We start from the raw sequence: 17,955 nt of genomic DNA on the forward strand, positions 1-17,955 counted from the left end.
AGTTCCTCCTAATTATCTTTCAATTCTGCCTTAATCCACTGTTTAAGATTACTAAAATCTTCATAAAGCATGAGTTTTTCAACTGCTATTCTATCGAGTCTACCTTGATAATATTTACTTGATTCAATTTCCCTTTTAGTTGAAGTTTGATTCATAGATATTATACCATTTTCATCTTTTATAAAGTCCAAGTCCATAAAAACTTTCAAGATAAACTTGAGCATTGTTGGCTCAACATTTAGAAACTGACATAGATGCATGCCATCTTTTGCTAAATTAATTTGCCCTTTCGATGCAATTGCTTTGAAGCAATTTTTAAAAGTTTCCATTTTAGGCATACCTTCAAAGTATACCGAACGCTCATGATTTAACACAAGATAAATTTGTGAAACATTGATACTTTTTAGTGTATTTTTTAAATGATTTATTGATTTCGGCAAATCTCTTAAGACATATTTATTATAATCTTGTTCTATCGTTTCACCATAAACATAATAGTTGTCAGCAACTTTGTCACTTGATTGATGGACTAAATATGCAATATCTGCTTCATCACCTTGAAATTGATTCACTTTGCTTTTACTTCTATAATCTAAAATTTGCAAACTATTATTAGCCAAATCTTGAATCATAAATTGTGGTGATTGAAAGCCATTCCATTCATTAATTTGCAATGTTCCAATCACATTAATTGGTTGACCATCACCAAGCTCTTGAACTAAATGGCCATTTTGCCAAAATATAGCTTGTAACTTCTCTTCACCCATTGTCAATTTCAAATGTTTCTTATCTTGCCCGATCGCTTTTGCTTGTTGCACGATTACATCTTCTAATTCAAAACACGGACTGGTAAAATCCGAACCAAACGGTCTCAACCTTTGTATATCTTGAATGTTTTTCAATGTAATTTCAGATTCATCAATCGTTGTATCTACATGCTTTCGTGGCTCTAATGATGTCGTTTTCTCAATTTCTGCCATAGAGGCATTTAGAGCTTGACGTAATGGTTCTACATTCTCGATTGCTAACGTCATTCCAGCAGCCATATGGTGTCCACCAAATTTGTCAATTAACGATGCATGCTCAGTCAAAATTTCAAACATTGATACTTGTTCAATACTTCTTGCAGATCCTTTAGCATGTTGTTGTGCCTCATCAATATTTAGAATTAAAGTTGGCAATGCATAAGTTTCCACTATTTTTGAAGCAACAATACCTAGTACACCTTCATGCCAATCAGCTTGTGCTAATACTAAGAACTTATTGCCATTTTGCACTTGTTCTTCGGCAACTTGTAATGCTTCTTCTGTAATTTGCGCTACGATATCTTTTCGCTCTTGATTGAAAAATTCAACCTGATCAGCATAAAATTCAGCTTCTTCTTCATTATCACACATTAATAATTCTGCAGCTAAAGTTGCATCTTCCAATCTTCCTACAGCATTCAACCTAGGTCCAATAATAAATCCAATCGTTTCTTCATTAATTTCATCGTTATAGTCAGCTTGCTTTAGAAGTGCCTTAATAGCAGGTGGACAATGATCATTTAATACATTTAAACCTTGTTTAACTAGAGTTCTATTTTCATCGGTTAATGAAACTAAATCTGCGATCGTACCAATTGCCACTAATCCTAAAAATGACACTGGAGGTTGTTCAAGTAATGATTGAGTTAATTTATACGCTACGCCCGCGCCACATAAATACTTAAATGGATAGTCAAAATCAGGATGCATTGGATGCACAATTGCAAATGCGTTAGGTAGTGTTTCACCTATTTCATGGTGATCTGTTACGATCACATCAACACCTAATTCCTGTATCATTTCAATTTCTTTATGTCCTTGGATACCATTATCTACAGTAATAATTAATGATACACCTTCGTCGTATGCATTTTTAAAGGCCATCTCATTAGGACCATAACCTTCTGTAAAGCGATTAGGTATATACCAACCTACATGGGCTCCTAACTCTCTTAATGCCGTAACTAAAATGGTCGTCGATGTTACACCGTCCGCATCATAGTCACCATATACAAGTATTTTTTGATTTTGATCGATGGCTAAATTGATACGTTCAACTGCTTTTTGCATATCACTCATTGCCATCGGATTATGTAGTACACCATCATCACTTAAAAGTGATTCTATCGTATTAGCATCTATAAGGCCTTTACTTTCTAATATCTTTTTTACAATTGGAGTTAGTTTATATTTTGATGCTATATCATCCGTAATCTTTGATTCGGGATGTTTAATATCCCAAGCATACTTCGATTTAATCATAAGATTATCCCTCATTTCCACAAGCAATTATACAAAAGAAATAACAAAATAAAAAGTACTTACATTTAATGAAGCTTATCAATTATAAAATCATTAAAGAAATGCCTATAGGACTTATATCTTAGATAATTCACTTATTAATATATTTAACAGTTTTTAACACTTATTATAATTATAGAACTTCATATTGAAGACACACTCTAGAAATGCCAGCTCAACAGTAGACCATTGACTGACATTATTGAGATATGCATTTTATTTACACAGTTCGTAAAAGTCCTGAATCCACATATTAATATAAGGTAAAATTCAAAGAATTCATTTTATGTAACATACAATTTCATTTAGCGATAAAAAACTCCCTTCATAGTCAGCATTTGTCAGCGTCAACTATGAAGGGAGTATATCGTATTCAAATAAGATTCTTCATTTCAAGCTTGGAAATCTATATTCAAAATCTTTGTCTTATTCTTTTATACTAAGATTTTTTCATCATTAGATTTCTTTTCTTTATATACAACTAATTTATGATTATCTGTTTTCTTAAGTTGTCGTTTCTTCATAATGCCCCATAACGGTACTGCAATAAATACAGATGAGAATACACCCATAATTAAACCAACAAGTAACGCTAATGAGAAGTTGAAGATGCTTGGTGCTCCAAATAATAATAATGCAACCACTACAATAACTACTGTTAATACAGTGTTAATTGAGCGAGTCATCGTCTGTCTAATTGATCTATTTACAATATCATCAATTTGCGATGTTTTTGTGATTACTTTTATTTTGTGTAAGTTCTCACGTACCCTATCAAATGTAACAATAGTGTCGTTTATAGAATAACCAACAATTGTCAACACTGCCGCAATGAATGTGATATCAACTTCGAGACGGAATAAACTAAATACTGCGACTATCATAAACGCATCATGTAACAATGCTAAGATTGAAGATAGTCCCATTCTCCATTCAAATCGGAATGAAATATAAATAATTATACCAATTGAAGCGTATAGCAATGCTAACATTGCATTTTTAGCCAATTCTTGACCGATAACCGGTGAAACCGTATTTACAGTTGGGTCATGACCATAGTTACTGTGTATGATATTTTTAATTTTTGAAACATCTTCCTTAGATAAATCTTTCTTAAATTGGACAGTAGCATTTTTACCATTTTCTCCCAATGAAACTTGATCAGGTTTGAAATCTTTAGCTGCGAGTGTCTTTTCAATTTTCGTGTCTGATACTTTATGATCAGATTCAAAGTCAACTCGTGTACCACTTGTGAAATCAATTCCTAGATTTAATCGGAAGATAAATAGAATGATTGCCCCAACAATTAGTATTAATACACTTAATGATATTAATGGTTTGGCTAATTTAACAAAGTCTATTTTTTCATAAGGTGTTTTTAAGTCATGGACATCTTTACTGTCGTTAATATCATATCTTTCTTTCCTTTTAACACCAAATAACCAATAAGATTTCTTAAAGAAGTTTGATGATACTAATAATGATAAGAGCGCTCTAGATAAGAACACTGCTGTTACAAAGATCATTAGTATACCTAATAGCAACATTGTTGCGAAACCTTTAACTGAACTTTCACCAAAGAAGAATAACACTGCCGCTGCAATTACTGTCGTTAGCTGAGCATCGACAATTGTAAGGAATGAGCTTTTATTCGCTCGTTTATAAGCCTGTTTAAGCGTCCTTCCTATCTTCAACTCATCTTTTATCCGTTCATACATAATGATGTTAGCATCGACTGCCATACCTACACCTAAAACTAATGCGGCTAAACCTGGCAGTGTTAACACACCAGAAATAAAGTTAAACGCAACAAGCGTTAAATAGATATAAGCAGTTAATGCGATAACCGCTACTAGACCTGGCAAACGATAGAAACCTAACATAAATAGATAAATAATACCGACACCAACAAATGCCGCAAGTACAGTTTTATCTAGTGCATCTTGGCCGAATTGGGCACCAACAGAATTAGAATAAATTTCTTTTAAATCAACAGGTAAAGAACCTGCATTAAGTAATTCTGAAATCTGTTTTGCTTTTTCTACACCTTTTTCGCCGTTAAAACCACCAGAAATTTCTACACTATCTGAATTGATAGGTTTATCGACTGATGCAGCAGAAACGTATTTAGGATCTTTTTTATCTTTTTCCTTATGATACGTATCTCCTTTTTGATGATCTAACCATACGACCATTACATTTTCATCTTTTTTAGAAATTTCTTCTGTTACTTTTCTAAATTTATCACTATCTTTTAATTTGAAAGTAACTGCAGGTTGGTTCGTATTTTGTTTAAATTCTTGCTTAGCAGAACCTTGTTGAATATCTTTACCTGTTAATTTAACATTGTCGTCAGCATCACGAATCGTTAAATTAGCTTGTGATGATAAAATATCTCTTGCTTGTGATTGATTCTTAATTCCAGCAAGTTGAACACGAATTCTGTTCTTATCTTCGACCTGTATTTTAGGTTCTGAAACCCCGAGAACATTGACACGGTTCTCTAGTGTCTTAGCGGTTGCTTTTACCGCTTTATCGTCTATCTTGTCACCTTTTTGCAAAGGATCAACTTGATATAAGACTTCAAAACCACCTTGGAGGTCTAAACCAAGGTTAACATCTTTAACTACATTCTTATATGTAAGTCCCATTCCTGCAAAAAGAAGGACTACAAGTAATAAGAATGCAACTATTCTACTACCTTTTTTCACTTAAACACCTCATTGTTAGCTTATGTTATAAGAATACTTGATTAAAACGTTTGTTTGCAAGTCTTATAAAGCTTTGAAATCTAACTGTATGACCTTATATATCTTAACATATTACAACCATAGGAAAAACCAACTCAACTATTTGTAAATTAAAAAACATATTGTAAGCGTTTATATAACAAACTTTTTACATCTTTATCTATTTCCATACCCGCTTATGAAACGATTAGCTATAAATCATAAAAAAAGAACCGATGTCAGACATCGGTTCTTAACAATCCAAATTATGATGGATCCACTTGTTTAATTGCTGGTTTCTCTAAAGTAATTTCAGTACCATTACTATTTAATGATAGTACTACTGTAGTTTCATCTACACTACGTACAGTCCCTTTAATACCGCCAATTGTTGTTACGTGTTGACCAGTTGTTACTTGACTAATCATTTCACGATGCTCTTTGGCTTTCTTTTGTTGTGGTCTGATTAAGAAGAACCACATTAATACTAATAATAAAATTGGTAATATCAATGAAGTAAATTGCATAGTTTATTGCTCCTCTTTAAAAGTTTTTTGGGTTCTCTACATTAAGCCCATACTGCTCAAAAAATTCTTCTTTAAAATCAAGAAGACGATCTTCACGAATAGCTTGTCGTATATTTTCCATTAATTTAAGCAGAAAATGTAAATTATGATAAGTAGTAAGACGGATACCAAAAGTTTCTTCTGCTTTGATTAAGTGTCTTATGTAAGCTCTACTATAATTCTTACATGTATAGCAGTCGCAATTCTCATCAAGTGGTCGCAAATCTTCTGCGTATTTAGCATTTTTGATAATTAATCGGCCTTCGGATGTCATACATGTCCCATTTCGTGCAATACGTGTAGGTAACACACAATCAAACATATCCATACCACGAATACTACATTCAATTAATGCATCCGGAGATCCTACTCCCATTAAATAACGCGGTTTATCTTTAGGCATGAATTGTTCTGTATGCTCAACCATATCATACATAACAGGTTTCGGTTCACCAACTGATAAACCACCGATTGCATATCCAGGGAAATTCAAAGCAACTAATTCCTCAGCACTTTGTTGTCTTAAATCTTTGTATTCCCCACCTTGAATAATACCAAATAATGCTTGATCCTCAGGTCTCTTATGTGCCTTTAAACATCTCTCAGCCCATCTTGTTGTTCGTTCAATTGAATCCTTTACATATTGGTATTCAGCTGGCATTGGTGGACATTCATCAAAAGCCATCATAATATCTGAACCTAAATCATTTTGAATTTCCATCGACTTCTCTGGACTTAAGAATAACTTAGAACCATTAGTATGATGACGAAACTCAACGCCCTTTTCAGTAATATTTCTTAAATTACTCAAACTAAACACCTGGAAACCACCAGAATCAGTCAGTATCGGACCATCCCAGTTCATGAACTGATGCAAGCCCCCACTCTTTCTGATGATATCATTTCCTGGTTGTAACCACAAATGATATGTGTTTCCTAAGATGATTTTAGCTTCCATTTGCTTTAACTCTTCAGGGCTCATTGTTTTTACCGTTGCTTTTGTTCCTACTGGCATAAACATTGGTGTTTCAAAAGAGCCATGCGGTGTGTGAACAATACCCAATCTCGCACCAGATTGCTTACAAGTCTTAATATGTTCATAAGTAACTGCTGGCATAATAATCTCCTCTCAATTCCCTTAAATAATTAACATTGCGTCTCCAAAACTAAAGAATCTATATTCTAACTCAACTGCTTTTTGATATGCATTAATAATATAATCACGTGAACTAAAAGCAGATACTAACATCACTAGTGTTGATTTAGGCAAATGGAAGTTAGTAATTAATCCATCAATTGCCTTATATTCAAAACCAGGATAAATAAAAATATCTGTCCAACCACTTTGTGCTACAAACGATTCGTTGGACTGCATGATTGTTTCCAATGTTCTAGTTGACGTTGTTCCAACTGAAATAATACGTTTACCTTGTGCTCTTGTAGCATTCAACAAGTCTGCAGTTTCTTGATTAATTTGATAATATTCACTATGCATTTCGTGATCATCTATATTATCCACACTAACAGGTCTAAACGTTCCAAGTCCTACATGTAGTGTAACAAAGGCAATGTTAACACCTTTATCTCTGATTTGTTGTAATAAGTCATCCGTAAAATGTAATCCTGCTGTTGGTGCGGCTGCAGACCCTGATTCTTTGGCATAAACAGTTTGATAACGCTCCTGATCATCTAAACGTTCTTTGATATATGGCGGTAGAGGCATTTCACCAAGTTCATCTAGACGTTCTTGCAATATACCTTCATAATGCAATCGCATTATACGTCCACCCTGGTCAAGTTCTTCCATACACTCTGCAACAATTTTCCCGTCACCAAAGGATAGCTTATTTCCTACTTTAATTCGTTTTGCAGGTTTCAATAATACTTCCCAATCATTGCCTTCTATTTGTGTCAGCATAAGCATTTCAACTTTGGCTCCAGTATCTTCTTTCAAACCAAATAATCTTGCTGGCATTACACGTGTGTCATTTAAGACTAACGTGTCTCCTTCATTTAGGTATTCAATCACATTTTTAAATTGTCTATGTTCAATGTCTCCAGAATCTTTACCCAACACTAAAAGTCTGCTCTCATCTCTATTTTTCAAAGGTGTTTGAGCAATTAGTGACTCAGGTAAATGGTAATCAAACGCTTCAATATCCAACTTAGTCCCTCTTTTCATTCTTTCCAAAATGTTCATATGCATATGCCGTTGCTTTACGACCTCTTGGTGTTCTTTCAATAAAGCCCTTTTGAATTAAAAACGGCTCATAAACATCTTCAATCGTAACTCGTTCTTCACCTATTGATACAGCAATCGTATCCAATCCAACCGGACCTCCACTATACTGTTGTAAAATACAATTCATCATTTTATGGTCAATATAATCTAATCCTTGATCATCAACTTGCAATAACTCAAGCGAATGCTTCGTTGTATCAATATGAATAATCTCATCATTATTCACTTGTTGGAAATCACGAACTCGTTTTAACAATCTATTTGCAACACGCGGTGTACCTCTACTACGCTTTGCCAATTCAATTGCACTTTCTTCATCAATGGAAGTTCCAAGTACTTCAGCAGTTCGAATAATAATTTCCTTTAATTCAGTTTCTTTATAATATTCTAATCTTAAATGTACGCCAAATCTATCTCTTAAGGGTGCAGATAAGCTACCTGCTCTTGTTGTAGCTCCAATTAATGTAAATGGTGGTAAGTCAATACGAATGCTTCTTGCTTCTTCACCTTTACCGATTACGATATCTAAAAAGAAATCCTCCATTGCAGGATATAATACTTCTTCAACAACACTGCTCAATCTATGTATTTCATCAATAAATAAAACATCGCCAGGTTGTAATCCTGATAATATTGCAGCTAAATCGCCAGGGCGCTCGATTGAAGGTCCCGAAACTGTTCTAATATTTACATCCATTTCATTTGCAATAATATGAGATAAAGTTGTTTTTCCTAAACCAGGGGGACCGAATAACAATACGTGATCTAATGGTTCCTGACGTAGTTTTGCCGCTTTGATAAACACCTCTAAATTCGACTTTATCGCTGATTGGCCTATATACTGCCTTAGTTTAGTCGGCCTTAAAGAATATTCAAATGACGTTTCATCTTCATGCATTGATTGATCTACCATTCTTTCATCCACATTTATCCCCCTCTAAATTTATAAATTCATATTTAGGAAACTAATAACTGTAAACCACGTTTGACTGCTTCATCCACTGATTCAAATGTATCTTTATTTAAAGCTTTCTCAACTTTAGTTAATTCACGCTTAGAATAACCAAGTGCCTCAAGTGCTAGTAAAGCTTCCTTTATAACTTGTGAAGCACTATCGTCTTCTACACCTAAGTCTAATTGTTGTCGTTCATCAATATCGTTAATTTGCACTTTACCTTTTAAGTCTAAAACAATCTGACGTGCAGTTTTCTTACCAATTCCTGGGAATTTAGTTAAATATGCATCATTTTCATTTTCGATAGCAATTTTAACCTCATTTGGAGAACTACTGGCAAGAATCGCCAATGCAGATTTAGGTCCAATACCTGTTACTTTGATTAGATTTAAGAACATATCTTTTTCTTCTTGATTCATAAATCCATACAATAATTGCGCATCTTCTCTAACTATTAAAGAAGTATGGATAATGACTTCTTGTTCTAAATATTTTTGAAAACGATATGAATTAGGTGTTTGAATTTCATAACCGATGCCCGCCGTTTCTAACACAACATGAGTTGGGTGCAATTCCGATAATATACCTTTAATATATGCGTACACATTTACACTTCCTTATATGGTCATACTAATTAAATCCACTTTAGAAACTTGATCAACTTTATTCAATGCCTGAATAACATCATCTACTTCTAAATTTGTACCTTTTGCATCTAATGAGAGCGTAATAGTTGCTCTACCTTCCATTGGAATACTCTGGTGTATTGTTAGCACCGACAAACTCAATTGAGAAATCGTATTCAATACACCCGCAAGCATCCCCACAATATCATTTACATATAATATCAAAGTAAACTCACGCGTTTCTTCCATTTTTTCATCAATTGGAAAAATAGTATCTCGATATTTGTAAAAAGCACTTCTAGATAAATCGAATTTCTTAACTGCTTCGAAAATGGACATAGAAGGATCATTCTTTAAAAGATCTTTAATTTTAAGAGTTTTCACGACCGATTCTGGTAGCACATCTTCCCTAATTAAATAAAACTTTTTATAATCTTTTTCGTCCATTTCAAGCACTCCTATTCAATAAATTCAAATTCTCCACCAAGAATTCTTACGATATCGCCGTTTTTACAACCACGCGCTCTTAATGCATCATCGATTCCCATAGATCTCATTTGACGTGCGAATCGTCGTACTGCAGGATCACTGTTGAAATCAGTCATCTTGAACATACGTTCAATTGCTTTACCACTTACAACATATGCCGCATCATCATCTCTAGTAATTGTGAACTTATCTTGACTTGGTGTATGTTTGTATAATACTCGGTTAACACCTAAATCTTCGTCTTCTTTATTGAAATCGACATCTTTCACTTCTTCTAGTTTATCTGCGATAGCATATAATAAATGATCTATATTCTCTCTTGTAAATGTTGAAATTGCAATGATTTCCACACTGTCATCATCGACTTGTTCTTTAAACAATTGTAAATTATCTTCAGCATCAGGCATATCCATTTTATTTGCCACAACAATTTGAGGTCTATCTTCCAAACGTTGTTCATATGCTTTCAGCTCGTCATTAATGACCTTGTAGTCTTCGAAAGGATCACGCCCTTCTGAACCACTCATATCAATCATATGTACAATTACTTTTGTACGTTCAACGTGTTTTAAAAATTGATGACCTAAGCCTACACCTTCAGCCGCACCTTCAATTAAACCTGGTAAGTCTGCTAATACAAAGCTTCTTTGGTCCTTTGTAGAAACTACACCTAAATTAGGTTTAATCGTTGTGAAATGATACGCACCAATTTTCGGTTTCGCTTTAGACACAATAGATAATAATGTAGATTTACCAACACTTGGGAACCCAACTAAACCGACATCTGCTAATAATTTCAACTCTAGCGTTACTTCGATCTCTTCACCCGGTTCACCATTTTCACTAAAGTCCGGTGCTGGGTTTCTTGGAGAAGCGAAACGTGAATTACCACGTCCGCCGCGGCCACCTTTAGCCACAACAGCTTGTTGGCCATCTTCTACCAAATCTGCTAATACCTCTTCAGTTTCAACACTTTTAACAATTGTACCTGGTGGAACCTTTAATACTAAATGCTCAGCATTTTTACCATGCATGTTACTACTTTGGCCACCTTCGCCACGTTTAGCTTTAAAATGCGTTTGATATCTAAAATCTAATAAAGTTCTTAAACCTTCATCTACCTCAAATATTATTGAAGCACCATCACCGCCGTCACCGCCTGCTGGTCCACCAAACGGAACATATTTCTCTCTACGGTATGCAGTTATACCGTTACCACCATCACCTGCTTTAAGTGATATCTTAACCTGATCGACAAACATGATTTCACCTCTTTTTCATTCATTTTATTTTTTTAATTCTTATATATTATAGCATTATCTCAAAAAACTAGAAATAAAGACAAAAAATAAACACCAGAAGTAATCACTTCTGGTGTTAACGTTGACAAAATTACTCAGCTGCTGCGTATACAGAAACTTGTTTTTTGTCGCGACCTTTGCGTTCGAATTTAACAACGCCGTCGATTTTAGCGAATAATGTATCGTCGCCACCACGACCTACATTTTCACCAGGGTAGATTTTAGTACCACGTTGACGGAATAAGATTGAACCGCCAGTAACGTATTGACCGTCAGCACGTTTAGCACCTAAACGTTTTGATTCAGAGTCACGTCCGTTTTTTGTAGAACTTACCCCTTTTTTAGATGCGAAGAATTGTAAGTTTAATTTTAACATTTGGTTGCACCTCACTTATAATTTAGTCTAATGTTTTCTTTATATTCCTCTTCAATTGTTTGTAAAGATACTAACATTGCTTGAAGAATTAATTGCGCTTGTTCATTATTGGTATCGACACTTCTAATATGAAAATGCCCGCCATCGTCATTATAATTGATATCTGGTTTCTCAGATGTCAATCCCATAATAGCATTCACACTACCAAATAGCACTGCAGATGCTCCGGCACAAACAATATCATGACCATAGTCACCATGATCAGCATGACCATCCATAACTACGTCAGTAACTTGACCTGCATCATTCAGTGTAACATCAACTGAAATCATTATTATGCGTTGATTTTGTTGATTGTTAATTTAGTGTAAGGTTGACGATGACCTTTTTTACGTTTAGAGTCTTTACGACGTTTGTAAGTGAATACAGTGATTTTCTTACCACGACCGTGTTTTTCAACTGTAGCAGTAACAGTAGCACCTTCAACTGTTGGCGCACCAACTTTAACTGCGTCTCCACCTACGAATAAGACTTTATCAAAAGTAAATGAATCTCCTTCATTTGCTTCTAATTTCTCAACGAAGATTTCTTGACCTTCTTCAACTTTAACTTGTTTTCCACCTGTTTCAATAATAGCAAACATACTTTGCACCTCCTATAATTTAAGTCACGCCAAAGACAGGTGACAATCTTGTACTTGAACCTGAATCTGAGCGGTTGTATGTAGCTATAAACTACTCAACTACTGCATTTTAGCATCACAACTATTTACTGTCAATCTTGATTTGAACTTTTCTCAAAAATTTTGTGATTAATGGAAATACAATTAATAATAATAAAAAGTTTAATAATAATGTTGGTAAAATTCTAAATAATACAAAATCTACTAAATTAAAATGTATCAATCCTAAAGTTGCATATATAATAGCGACATAAATTTCTAGCACTAGTATTGAAGCCCAAGTAGCTATAAATAACATGACTTTGTCTCGATAAAATGATCTAAAGAAAAAATCCATCAACACAACTAGTAATATATAACCAAATAAATACAAGCCATAGAAACTTCCAAAATAAATATCCGTAATCAAACCGAGTACAGCACCTAATATCATAGCAACATTAAAACTTCTGTATACACAGATGATTAATATATACATCAATGTAAGATGTGGAACAAAAATAATATCCTTTTGTCCAATTTGCATCGGAATTACTAATCCGATTACAGTATCGATGTAAAATAGCACAATACCAATTAGAAAATAATACAGTGAACGCATTAATTACCACCGCTTTCATTATCTGGTATTGTGGAAGGATTTCTCTTAGCAACGTATACATGATTTAAATCAGTCAAATTTGTTGCAGTTTTCACTTTGACCTCTTTAGATAAACCATATTCGTCTTTTTGAACTTTTTCCACTTCACCTATGTAAATACCGCTAGGAAGCTGATCAGCTAATCCACTTGTAACTACTTTATCTCCTTTTTTAACACTATCTTTATTATCGATATCCGTAATCACAAGTTCGTCTGTTTTTTCATCATAATTGTCTATGAGTCCAAATACATTTTTACCTTTATGTTGGATATTAACAGACAATCGGTTAGATCGTGTGTTCGTGGATATCAAATCGACCTGAGATGAAAATTGATTTACTTTAGAGATGCGCCCTACTAAACCTTCAGAAGTTAATACAGCCATGTTCTTTTCTATTCCATCTTTCGAACCTTGATTGATAACTAAGGTATTCATCCATTGATCTGGATTCCTAGATAAAACGGTGCTTGAAATGGGATCAAATTTAGAAATATCATCAATATCTAATTCCTTTTTGTATTTCTTATTCTCCCCTTTAAGCCTTTCGTTCTCCGCTTCCAATTTCTTAATTTTACTACTTTGCTCCTCGGAACTATTGCCAGAGAACAAATTTCCAATAGATCCTGTTACAAATTGAACAGGATAACTTACTACTCTTTGCCCAAATGAGACCGAATCACCCACATATTGTTCTACAGGTGATTGCGATTGAGAGCGCAAAGATACGCCAATCAAGGCTATAAACACTATGATTGCACATAAAATAACAATCGCTTTGTTATTTTTAAAGAACTTTGACAACCTAAACACCTCTATTAACCTACTATTTTATGTTCTGATATCATTTTATATTACAAATAGCCTGAAATAAAGCGCGAACCCTAATATTGTAGAATAAAAATTTATTCCAGTTTCTATTAAACAATAAATAACATTTCAAACAACAATATCTATTAAATAGTGCCCTGAAACATTCAATATAAAACATGACTATATTCAATAGACTAATAATGAGACCACCTTTAATTTTATGCATAAAAAATACGCCTCTAACCATAGAGACGTATCAATTTATTTTGAAATTAAGCTTTATCATCAGAATCTTCAGTTTCAGCTGATGCTTTTTCTTCTTTTTCATCTTCTTTATACAGTGTTTCCTCTTTACGCCAACGTGCAAACAAGTTTTGTGCTTTCGCTTGTTCGTCTGCTTTCTTTTCTTTAGATTGTTCACTCATAATTTATACACCAACCTTTAACTATTTTCATAATAAGGCTAACGCATTTCATGACAGAATTCAAACGTGTTACTCGAAACTTGACGGTGGACGTAACTCAATATGTTGTCCAAGTTTATTTAAATCTTGTTGCATCTCGATTTCTGTTTTATAAACTCTTATACTATCAGAGCCAAATTTATAAATAATAAATTGGTCACCACGTTGACCAGCTAAATATTTATCATTATATCCCATTCTGCCAATACCAGATACAGACATAAACTCCTTCTTATTAATCCAATTAAACATATTTTTAGTTTGACTAAGCGGCACGTTATTTAATAAATCATTTTCCTCTAACGTATACCTTTGCCCACCATTTAATTGACCTTCAGGTGGTGCGTTTTCACTCATAGGAGGTCTATTATTATGGACAGGATTCCATTCTTGATCCTTTAAAAAAGGGGCATATTTCAATGCGAAAAACACAATTATAATTATTGCAATGACAGCTATAATATTTTTTATCAGACTAAATATAAACCGCATGAACCATCCTCCTACTTCAACATTTACATTATAAATCCATCTAACACCTTTAAACATCAGTCTATAGGTGTATTTAAAACTTTACTATAGACCGATGCAACACGCATATATTATGTAGTACAATGAGTTACAAAGGGAGTGAATATATCTATGAGTCTTATTTCAATTATTTTATTAGCGCTCTTAGTAATTCTACTATTTAGAGTTGGATTATCCTTACTAAGATTTATCATATATGTCGGTATCATCATCTTATGTATATACTTAGGCTATCAAGGTATCCTTTGGTTGATGGATAACTTTAATATGTATTTTAATTTCATAAAATAAAATTTTAGCGCTTAGTTTGACAATGGTCAATTAAGCGCTATTTTTCTTTGAAATTGTTGTTATATGTTTAGTGAAAAAGAAATACTAACAAAATTAGTCTTAATATCATCTTGAACTTCATGCTAAACGCTGAAACATGTGTGCTACTAATGCCATTACTATAGATATACTGTTTACAAAAGGTTTATATACAGCTATATTTAACACTATTTATTAATACTATTTGACAATATTTGATATGCTGCATAACTCCCACATAAGAGCAATGCCCATACAATGGCAACTATAATAGAACTACCGAGTGCCAACCATATATTAACACCAGATTGTTGTATAAGCTGATATATCAATGTAACGATTAAATTACCTATGACAGCTAATATAATAGCTACACCCGTCTTTTTCCAAGTAATTTGTTGCTTATTTTTAGTTAATTGCATTACATAAATCATCGGTAATAATAAACCTATGATTAAAATTATCCCCATATTTGCAATCCTCCTCACAATTCAATACAAGTATACCTTAATCTTTAATAACGAGAAAGATTTATCATACATACGTACATTCGATTAACAGTAAATAAAATTACATATGAATCAATCTCTTAATAAAACTTCAAATCACAAGCGAGGAACGATTAAAATTGAACAATACGCATCAAAAATAAAAATACTCAAACTAAAAATCAATTACTCAAAGTAGCCCGCTTCCACCATACTTAAATAACAATGATCACCAATAATTAAATGGTCTAATACATCGATACCAATAATATCACCACACTCACGCAAACGCTCAGTCGTAATTAAGTCCTCACGAGATGGTGTGACATCCCCCGAAGGATGGTTATGCAATAATATGATTGCATTAGCGGCAATCTTAACTGCCTCAGAAAATACTTCCCGTGGATGAACAATGGATGAATTTAAGGTACCAATAAAAATCACCTGTTGCTTAAATACGATATTTTTAGAATCTAGAAACAGTACTACAAATTGCTCTTGCTTTAAATGTTCCATTTTTGCCATCATATAATTTGCAACATCCTTAGGTGAATTAATTTGAATCTTCTCTTCCACACTACCAGAATGCATACGTTCTCCCAATTCGAACGCCGCTTTTAATATCAGCGATTTATAAATACCCATTCCTTTGACCTTCTTCAAATCATTTATAGATAATGACTTTAATTCCTTTAAATTACTGACCGATTTCAATAATTCATTGGCAATATCAAGACTAGACGCACCCTTTCTTCCTGTATTAATCAATATGGCCAGTAACTCTGCATGAGATAAGTAAGCAGCCCCCGCACTTAACATGCGTTCTCTAGGCTTTTGTGTAGTAGCTAATTCATTAAGTTTCAAATAATTAGACCTCCATTAGGAAAATAGATGATATATAGAAGTGATGTGTAAACAGACTAGATATTATAATAAGGATAAATTTGATTAACGATGTACGATCTTTTTATGAGGAATATTATAAATTTAAAGAAATTAAAGGAGATGAAAATCAAATGCCTATCAACGCGTGATTATAAAATAAATACATTGTAAAATTTTATTGCTGTATAAACTAATTATAACAAGTGCACAACAAATTTAAGAGAAAAATATCACTTTTAAACTTTTAACACAGTGGTAAAAGTGATTATTTTAAATTCAGATAACTATTAATTTAAAATTTCATGCATTAAAAATATGAATAACGCTATTCTATTTATGCAAAACATTGATTTAAAATTATATACTATATGTTTATAGAATCTATACTATAATGGTTAATATAAAAGCGTTTTAAAAAAACAAACACCTAGGAGGTTAAACGGACGATCTTAATTAGTGCATGTTTAATAGGTCAAAAAATATTGTTAAGCTAAAAAATAGCTGCATAAATAAACACTGGTGCAAAACGCATAATATAAACCAATTCTTCATATTCTAAATCATTTAAACATATATATCCCAATTCAATAATCGTAACTCCTCAGATACAATAAATCTTAAACATTGTTTATGTTTTTATATTATCGCATAACAAAAAAGACTTAATCGTTGTGATTAAGTCTTTCAAAATTTGTTATTACAACAAATATTTCATTAACTCAGTTTAAAATAATTTTATTAAAACAATACAGTTCACAAAAGTTAAAAATAGTCCTACTCTTATTTAACGTTTCTCAACTTTCTTTTTTTATCCATATCAACAGTTGTTCCTATTAAAGATCCAACCACAACTGAAATTGCAATACCAGTAATTAATCCGTGAGAGTAACAAAATCCTAACGATAAAATCAACATATATGGAATCCAACTAATATACTTTTCCATTTCATCCCTCCCTTATGTATAAGTAAAGTTATTTTGCTTTCTTTGATTGCAATTTATAGTAACTGAGTACACCACATATTAATATAAATAAAAATATCTTCATTTGATTCATTCCATAAAACCATTTATGATTATTTGCTTTAATTGAAAAATATTATCTAAAAAACCAAATACACCACAACATAAAACAATATGTATCAATGTATCAGCGCATTTATAATTATAAAAACACTGACGATGAGCATCATTATCTGTATAGAAATAATGACGAAGTGGTCTTGATAATTATTCGTAACTTTTCCGTGTTCCACTTTAGGTAACAAACATAATATGTAAACTATGACTGCGATGATTATACAAAATATTGCTGCTATTTGTTTTGGTAGCGTGTATGAAATACTACCATCACTCTTCTTTTGCATAACGATATCATTTGGCAAAAAGAAGAGCATAACTATCCAAATAAGCGCATGCGTTAATACAATCATTGATGCAACTTTTTCTTCTAATAATCTGTATTTTAAATTGATGCTAATTCTCCTGTCATTTAAGAAACTTTAAACTACATATGTACCAAATATAAGTATT

21 protein-coding genes and 1 other annotated feature are annotated in these 17,955 nt (G+C 32.9%); of the genes, 1 reads left to right on the plus strand and 20 read right to left on the minus strand.

What is annotated here, in order from left to right; translation table 11 throughout:
* Positions 1–8 precede the first annotated feature (8 nt).
* The 16 genes from recJ to ACF91D_RS23440 all read right to left on the minus strand — a co-directional run bounded on the left by recJ (position 9) and on the right by ACF91D_RS23440 (position 14,701).
* Positions 9–2,288 (minus strand): single-stranded-DNA-specific exonuclease RecJ, encoded by a 2,280-nt coding sequence (gene recJ, locus ACF91D_RS23365; RefSeq protein ID WP_119624417.1) that lies wholly within the window; start codon positions 2,286–2,288, stop codon positions 9–11.
* A 473-nt stretch (positions 2,289–2,761) separates the two neighbouring features.
* Complete coding sequence (gene secDF, locus ACF91D_RS23370; RefSeq protein ID WP_107527225.1) at positions 2,762–5,038, minus strand: protein translocase subunit SecDF; 2,277 nt, start codon at positions 5,036–5,038, stop codon at positions 2,762–2,764.
* Positions 5,039–5,322: 284 nt separating this feature from the next.
* Entirely contained in the window at positions 5,323–5,583 is a 261-nt protein-coding gene (gene yajC / locus ACF91D_RS23375) for a preprotein translocase subunit YajC (protein ID WP_042738503.1), read from the minus strand.
* Positions 5,584–5,599: 16 nt separating this feature from the next.
* Positions 5,600–6,739: a tRNA guanosine(34) transglycosylase Tgt gene (tgt, locus tag ACF91D_RS23380; RefSeq protein WP_042738502.1), complete on the minus strand. Its 1,140-nt coding sequence runs from the start codon at positions 6,737–6,739 to the stop codon at positions 5,600–5,602.
* A 21-nt stretch (positions 6,740–6,760) separates the two neighbouring features.
* Positions 6,761–7,786: a tRNA preQ1(34) S-adenosylmethionine ribosyltransferase-isomerase QueA gene (gene queA, locus ACF91D_RS23385; RefSeq protein ID WP_042738501.1), complete on the minus strand. Its 1,026-nt coding sequence runs from the start codon at positions 7,784–7,786 to the stop codon at positions 6,761–6,763.
* Position 7,787: 1 nt separating this feature from the next.
* A complete protein-coding gene (ruvB, locus tag ACF91D_RS23390) occupies positions 7,788–8,789 on the minus strand; it encodes a Holliday junction branch migration DNA helicase RuvB (protein ID WP_042738500.1) in 1,002 nt (333 codons plus the stop codon).
* Between the two features lie 32 nt (positions 8,790–8,821).
* Positions 8,822–9,424: a Holliday junction branch migration protein RuvA gene (ruvA, locus tag ACF91D_RS23395; protein ID WP_107589615.1), complete on the minus strand. Its 603-nt coding sequence runs from the start codon at positions 9,422–9,424 to the stop codon at positions 8,822–8,824.
* A gap of 12 nt (positions 9,425–9,436) precedes the next feature.
* Entirely contained in the window at positions 9,437–9,892 is a 456-nt protein-coding gene (locus ACF91D_RS23400) for an ACT domain-containing protein (protein ID WP_042738498.1), read from the minus strand.
* 11 nt (positions 9,893–9,903) lie between these two features.
* The gene (gene obgE, locus ACF91D_RS23405; RefSeq protein ID WP_042738497.1) at positions 9,904–11,196 is read right to left on the minus strand and encodes a GTPase ObgE; all 1,293 of its coding nucleotides are present in this window, start codon (positions 11,194–11,196) and stop codon (positions 9,904–9,906) included.
* Between the two features lie 130 nt (positions 11,197–11,326).
* The gene (rpmA, locus tag ACF91D_RS23410; protein WP_042738496.1) at positions 11,327–11,611 is read right to left on the minus strand and encodes a 50S ribosomal protein L27; all 285 of its coding nucleotides are present in this window, start codon (positions 11,609–11,611) and stop codon (positions 11,327–11,329) included.
* 11 nt (positions 11,612–11,622) lie between these two features.
* Positions 11,623–11,943 carry a ribosomal-processing cysteine protease Prp gene (locus tag ACF91D_RS23415; protein WP_042738495.1) on the minus strand — a complete coding sequence of 107 codons (321 nt, stop codon included), beginning with the start codon at positions 11,941–11,943 and terminating at the stop codon, positions 11,623–11,625.
* A 2-nt stretch (positions 11,944–11,945) separates the two neighbouring features.
* Positions 11,946–12,254, minus strand: a complete 309-nt coding sequence (gene rplU / locus ACF91D_RS23420; protein ID WP_042738494.1) for a 50S ribosomal protein L21 — start codon at positions 12,252–12,254, stop codon at positions 11,946–11,948.
* Positions 12,255–12,266: 12 nt separating this feature from the next.
* Positions 12,267–12,340: a sequence feature (ribosomal protein L21 leader region), on the minus strand.
* A 35-nt stretch (positions 12,341–12,375) separates the two neighbouring features.
* On the minus strand, positions 12,376–12,894 hold the full coding sequence (gene mreD / locus ACF91D_RS23425) for a rod shape-determining protein MreD (RefSeq protein WP_042738493.1): 519 nt from the start codon (positions 12,892–12,894) through the stop codon (positions 12,376–12,378).
* Positions 12,894–13,736, minus strand: a complete 843-nt coding sequence (gene mreC, locus ACF91D_RS23430; protein WP_107527228.1) for a rod shape-determining protein MreC — start codon at positions 13,734–13,736, stop codon at positions 12,894–12,896. Before mreC ends, mreD begins: the two co-directional genes overlap by 1 nt.
* Positions 13,737–14,017: 281 nt before the next feature.
* Positions 14,018–14,170: a hypothetical protein gene (locus ACF91D_RS23435; protein WP_107527229.1), complete on the minus strand. Its 153-nt coding sequence runs from the start codon at positions 14,168–14,170 to the stop codon at positions 14,018–14,020.
* 69 nt (positions 14,171–14,239) lie between these two features.
* Entirely contained in the window at positions 14,240–14,701 is a 462-nt protein-coding gene (locus ACF91D_RS23440) for a DUF4930 family protein (RefSeq protein ID WP_042738491.1), read from the minus strand.
* Between the two features lie 150 nt (positions 14,702–14,851).
* Here ACF91D_RS23440 and ACF91D_RS23445 point away from each other — a divergent pair, with 150 nt between their 5' ends.
* Positions 14,852–15,031, plus strand: a complete 180-nt coding sequence (locus ACF91D_RS23445) for a hypothetical protein (RefSeq protein ID WP_082039180.1) — start codon at positions 14,852–14,854, stop codon at positions 15,029–15,031.
* Between the two features lie 206 nt (positions 15,032–15,237).
* Here the strand turns inward: ACF91D_RS23445 and ACF91D_RS23450 are convergent, their stop codons facing one another.
* The 4 genes from ACF91D_RS23450 to ACF91D_RS23465 all read right to left on the minus strand — a co-directional run bounded on the left by ACF91D_RS23450 (position 15,238) and on the right by ACF91D_RS23465 (position 17,855).
* The gene (locus ACF91D_RS23450; protein WP_107527230.1) at positions 15,238–15,519 is read right to left on the minus strand and encodes a hypothetical protein; all 282 of its coding nucleotides are present in this window, start codon (positions 15,517–15,519) and stop codon (positions 15,238–15,240) included.
* Between the two features lie 204 nt (positions 15,520–15,723).
* Positions 15,724–16,401: a RadC family protein gene (radC, locus tag ACF91D_RS23455; protein WP_042738489.1), complete on the minus strand. Its 678-nt coding sequence runs from the start codon at positions 16,399–16,401 to the stop codon at positions 15,724–15,726.
* Positions 16,402–17,202: 801 nt separating this feature from the next.
* Positions 17,203–17,367, minus strand: a complete 165-nt coding sequence (locus tag ACF91D_RS23460) for a hypothetical protein (RefSeq protein WP_182475623.1) — start codon at positions 17,365–17,367, stop codon at positions 17,203–17,205.
* A gap of 197 nt (positions 17,368–17,564) precedes the next feature.
* Positions 17,565–17,855 carry a hypothetical protein gene (locus ACF91D_RS23465; RefSeq protein WP_107528128.1) on the minus strand — a complete coding sequence of 97 codons (291 nt, stop codon included), beginning with the start codon at positions 17,853–17,855 and terminating at the stop codon, positions 17,565–17,567.
* Between the last annotated feature and the right edge of the window lie 100 nt (positions 17,856–17,955).

The organism is Staphylococcus sp. 231237_7MaSpsaltlick (genome assembly GCF_043107035.1).

What these genes read in the sequence shown, in the direction of transcription:
- recJ (WP_119624417.1), bottom strand. Translation starts at nt 2,288, where the DNA reads ATGATTAAATCGAAGTATGCTTGGGATATTAAACATCCCGAATCAAAG.
- yajC (WP_042738503.1), bottom strand. Translation starts at nt 5,583, where the DNA reads ATGCAATTTACTTCATTGATATTACCAATTTTATTATTAGTATTAATG.
- tgt (WP_042738502.1), bottom strand. Translation starts at nt 6,739, where the DNA reads ATGCCAGCAGTTACTTATGAACATATTAAGACTTGTAAGCAATCTGGT.
- ACF91D_RS23400 (WP_042738498.1), bottom strand. Translation starts at nt 9,892, where the DNA reads ATGGACGAAAAAGATTATAAAAAGTTTTATTTAATTAGGGAAGATGTG.
- obgE (WP_042738497.1), bottom strand. Translation starts at nt 11,196, where the DNA reads ATGTTTGTCGATCAGGTTAAGATATCACTTAAAGCAGGTGATGGTGGT.
- rpmA (WP_042738496.1), bottom strand. Translation starts at nt 11,611, where the DNA reads ATGTTAAAATTAAACTTACAATTCTTCGCATCTAAAAAAGGGGTAAGT.
- ACF91D_RS23415 (WP_042738495.1), bottom strand. Translation starts at nt 11,943, where the DNA reads ATGATTTCAGTTGATGTTACACTGAATGATGCAGGTCAAGTTACTGAC.
- rplU (WP_042738494.1), bottom strand. Translation starts at nt 12,254, where the DNA reads ATGTTTGCTATTATTGAAACAGGTGGAAAACAAGTTAAAGTTGAAGAA.
- mreD (WP_042738493.1), bottom strand. Translation starts at nt 12,894, where the DNA reads ATGCGTTCACTGTATTATTTTCTAATTGGTATTGTGCTATTTTACATC.
- ACF91D_RS23435 (WP_107527229.1), bottom strand. Translation starts at nt 14,170, where the DNA reads ATGAGTGAACAATCTAAAGAAAAGAAAGCAGACGAACAAGCGAAAGCA.
- ACF91D_RS23440 (WP_042738491.1), bottom strand. Translation starts at nt 14,701, where the DNA reads ATGCGGTTTATATTTAGTCTGATAAAAAATATTATAGCTGTCATTGCA.
- ACF91D_RS23445 (WP_082039180.1), top strand. Translation starts at nt 14,852, where the DNA reads ATGAGTCTTATTTCAATTATTTTATTAGCGCTCTTAGTAATTCTACTA.
- ACF91D_RS23450 (WP_107527230.1), bottom strand. Translation starts at nt 15,519, where the DNA reads ATGGGGATAATTTTAATCATAGGTTTATTATTACCGATGATTTATGTA.
- ACF91D_RS23460 (WP_182475623.1), bottom strand. Translation starts at nt 17,367, where the DNA reads ATGGAAAAGTATATTAGTTGGATTCCATATATGTTGATTTTATCGTTA.
- ACF91D_RS23465 (WP_107528128.1), bottom strand. Translation starts at nt 17,855, where the DNA reads ATGATTGTATTAACGCATGCGCTTATTTGGATAGTTATGCTCTTCTTT.